Here is a 3215-nt window from a genome sequence, read left to right as displayed (position 1 = left end):
CACCTTCTTGAACAGGTCCCACTCGAGCTTGAGCGACGAATCCGGAACGAGCTTGAAAAAGCCGGGGACCAGTCCGAAGGTCTCCTTGATCTCCTTGTACACCTCTTCGCGCTTCATGGCTTTATCCCCCCAACAACAGTGACATGACCCGTTGGTTTCCGAAGATGCCATCCCTCATGCAATTCATTGTACTCCCCCCTTGGATGCGCAAGCCCCGCCGGCGGTTTTTTCCCGCCCCTAAGAACAGGGACGTTCCTAAGAACTCTTCCTCCCCTGCGGCGGGCGCCACCGCCGACGTTGTCGGTCCTCCTCGCTTGACTCCGCCGTTTTGGACGAAACGCGGATACGATAATATCGTCCCGGGAAAAGGAGATCGCTATTGGACCTTCTCGGCAAGCCGTTCCTGGAGGGGATGTTCCGCGCCGCGGTCGCCGCGGTGGAGCCGGGGCGCCTTGTGGGGAAAGCCCTGCGCCGTTCCGCGTCCGGGCTAACCCTTACGGCCGGGGGCGTCTCTTCCGGGCTTGGCTGGGACGATCTGCGGAAGATCTACCTCGTGGGCGGGGGGAAGGCGGCGCGCGCGATGGGGGATGCCGCCATGCGGATCCTCGGCGAGCGGGTCGCGGCGGGGGTTCTTGCGGTCCCCCGGGGGAGCGGCGGCGGGACGGGCCCCGTCCGTTTCGTCGAGGCGGGGCACCCCCTTCCCGACGAGGGGAGCCGGCGCGCGGCCGGGGAGATGCTCTCCCTGCTGTCCGGAGCGGGGGAGGGCGACCTGGTGGTCGCCCTGATTTCGGGCGGCGGGTCCGCCATGATCTCCGCCCCCGCGGAAGGGATTACCCCTGCCGACAAGGACGTTGTCCTGTCCCTGTTGCTGCGCCTGGGGGTGAACATCGCGGAGTTCAACACCATCCGGAAGCATCTCTCTCTCGTCAAGGGGGGTTGGATGGCGAAGGCGGCCCACCCGGCCCGCGTGTGGGCGCTCCTGCTCTCGGACGTGCCCGGGGACGACCCGTCGGTCATCGCTTCCGGGCCGTTCTCCCCCGATCCGACGACCTACGCGGACGCGCAGAAGGTCCTCATCGAGAGGAGGATCCGCGGGGACATCCCGCGGGCGGTTCGCACATACATCGAATCCGGGGTGGGGGGGAGACTCCCCGAGACTCCCAAGCGGGGGGATCCCGTCTTCGGGAAGGTGACCTGCGCCGTCGTCGGATCGAACCGCATCGCGTTGGAGGCCGTGAAAGCGGCGGCGGAGCGGGAGGGAGCGGTCGTCGCGCGCATCCTGCCGGGATTCCTGCGGGGGGAGGCCCGCGAATGCGCCCGCGCCTTCGTCTCGGAACTGCGGGCGGCGTCCGCGTCCGCCCCGGCAGGCCAGGTCGTGGTCCTGGCGGCGGGAGGCGAGACGACGGTGACGGTGCGAGGGAACGGGAAGGGGGGGAGGAACCAGGAATTCGCCCTGGCGGCGGCGATCGAGCTGGACGGCGCGGAAGGGGTGGCGGTCCTGTCCGCGGGGACCGATGGCGTCGACGGGCCGACGGACGCCGCGGGGGCGTATGTCCGGGGAGACACCTGCGCCCGGGCCCGGGCCGCGGGGCTTGTTCCCGGCCACCACCTCGAGGGGAACGACTCCCACCCCTTTTTCCGGGCCCTTTCCGACCTGGTGACGTCCGGCCCCACCGGGACGAACGTCGCCGACATCGCCATCGGGGCAACCGTCGGCACCCGACAGCCCTGACTAAGAACAGGGACGTTCCTAAGAACTCTTCCTCCCCTGCAGCGGGCGCCCGGCCGGGAGCGGATCCGGGGGGTCTTCCCGTTTCTGATATACTTTCTTGCATGGGCCGCGACGAATCGTTGCACGAGGATGCGTCCTTCGCTCCCCTGACCGGGGAGAAAAAGCTCGCCGCCGTCCTGAACAGCGTCTGGGAGGCGGTGATCACGGTGGAGCGGGACCACCGCATCTCCACGTTCAACCGCGCCGCCGAGCGGCTGGTGGGGATCCCCGCCGCGGAGGCGACCGGGAAGGATTGCCGCGACGTCCTCAAGGCGAGCTTCGGGCTGGCGCAGCACGACTGCCCGATGGGGGATCTGACCGAAGGGGGGAAGCCCCGCACCGACGTGGACGGAACCCTGGTGCGCGCGGACGGGCGGATTGTCCCGATCAGCGCGAGCTGGGCTTTCCTGGAGGGCCCGGCCGGGGAGCGGCTCGGCTTCGTCCTTTCGTTTCGGAGCTTCGAGGAGATCGAGCGGATCGCCGAGGAAAGGCGGGCGAGGTTCCCCTACGGCGCCATCGTCGGGAAGACAACCCGGATCCGGCACCTCTTCGAGCTGATCGACACGATCAAGGACACCGACTCCACCGTGCTCATCACCGGGGAGAGCGGGACGGGGAAGGGGCTCTTCGCGCGGGCCATCCACGACCTCTCCCCGAGGAGGGAGAAGCCTTTCGTCAAGGTCACCTGCGCGGCGCTGTCGGAGGCGCTTCTCGAGTCCGAGCTGTTCGGGCACGTGAAGGGGGCCTTCACCGGAGCGATCGCCGACAAGGTGGGCAGGTTCGAGGCCGCCGACGGGGGAACGATCTTACTCGATGAGATCGGGGACATCTCTCTCTCCCTGCAGGTGAAGCTGCTCCGCGTGCTCCAGGAGCGCGAGTTCGAGCGGGTGGGGAGCAGCAGGACCCGGACCGCCGACGTCCGGGTGATCGCCGCGACCAACCGGGATTTGAAGGAACTGATGAAGGCGGGGCGGTTCCGCGAGGACCTCTTCTACCGGCTTCACGTCATTCCCGTGATCGTCCCTCCGCTCCGCGAGCGGAAGGAGGACATCCCCCTGCTCGTGGAGCACATCCTCCGGCGCCTGAAAGGGCGCGGGCTCGACCGGGTGCGCGCCGTCTCCCCGGAGGCGATGCGGTGCCTGATCGAATACCCGTGGCCGGGAAACATCCGGGAACTCGAGAATGTCCTCGAACGGGGCGCGGTCTGCTCCCGGGAGGCGGTCCTCTCCGCGGCCGATCTCTCCGAGGAGGTGCGGGAGCATTGCCGCCCGCGCAAGATGGAGCCCGCCGGGTCTCCCGGCGGGGAGCCGGCCGACGCGCCTCCCGACGCGGCGGAAAGCGACGCATCGGGGGGGGAGGACGAGAAGGAGAGGATCCTCCGGACGCTCGAGGCAAACCGGTGGAGCCGGGGGGATGCCGCCGTCGCGCTCGGGATCAACCGGTC

2 protein-coding genes are annotated in these 3215 nt (G+C 68.8%); both read left to right on the top strand.

Going from position 1 to position 3215, the window contains the following annotated elements; all coding sequences use genetic code 11:
- The first annotated feature begins 379 nt into the window (after positions 1 to 379).
- Complete coding sequence (locus VJ307_06965) at positions 380 to 1732, top strand: glycerate kinase (protein ID HJX73881.1); 1353 nt, start codon at positions 380 to 382, stop codon at positions 1730 to 1732.
- 101 nt (positions 1733 to 1833) lie between these two features.
- Positions 1834 to 3215, top strand: a 1382-nt coding sequence (locus VJ307_06960) for a sigma 54-interacting transcriptional regulator (GenBank protein ID HJX73880.1), incomplete at its 3' end; no start/stop codon positions are given.

It is taken from the genome of Candidatus Deferrimicrobiaceae bacterium, from assembly GCA_035256765.1.
GTDB lineage: Bacteria > Desulfobacterota > Deferrimicrobia > Deferrimicrobiales > Deferrimicrobiaceae > CSP1-8.
This window is presented reverse-complemented; position numbering and strand designations above follow the sequence as displayed.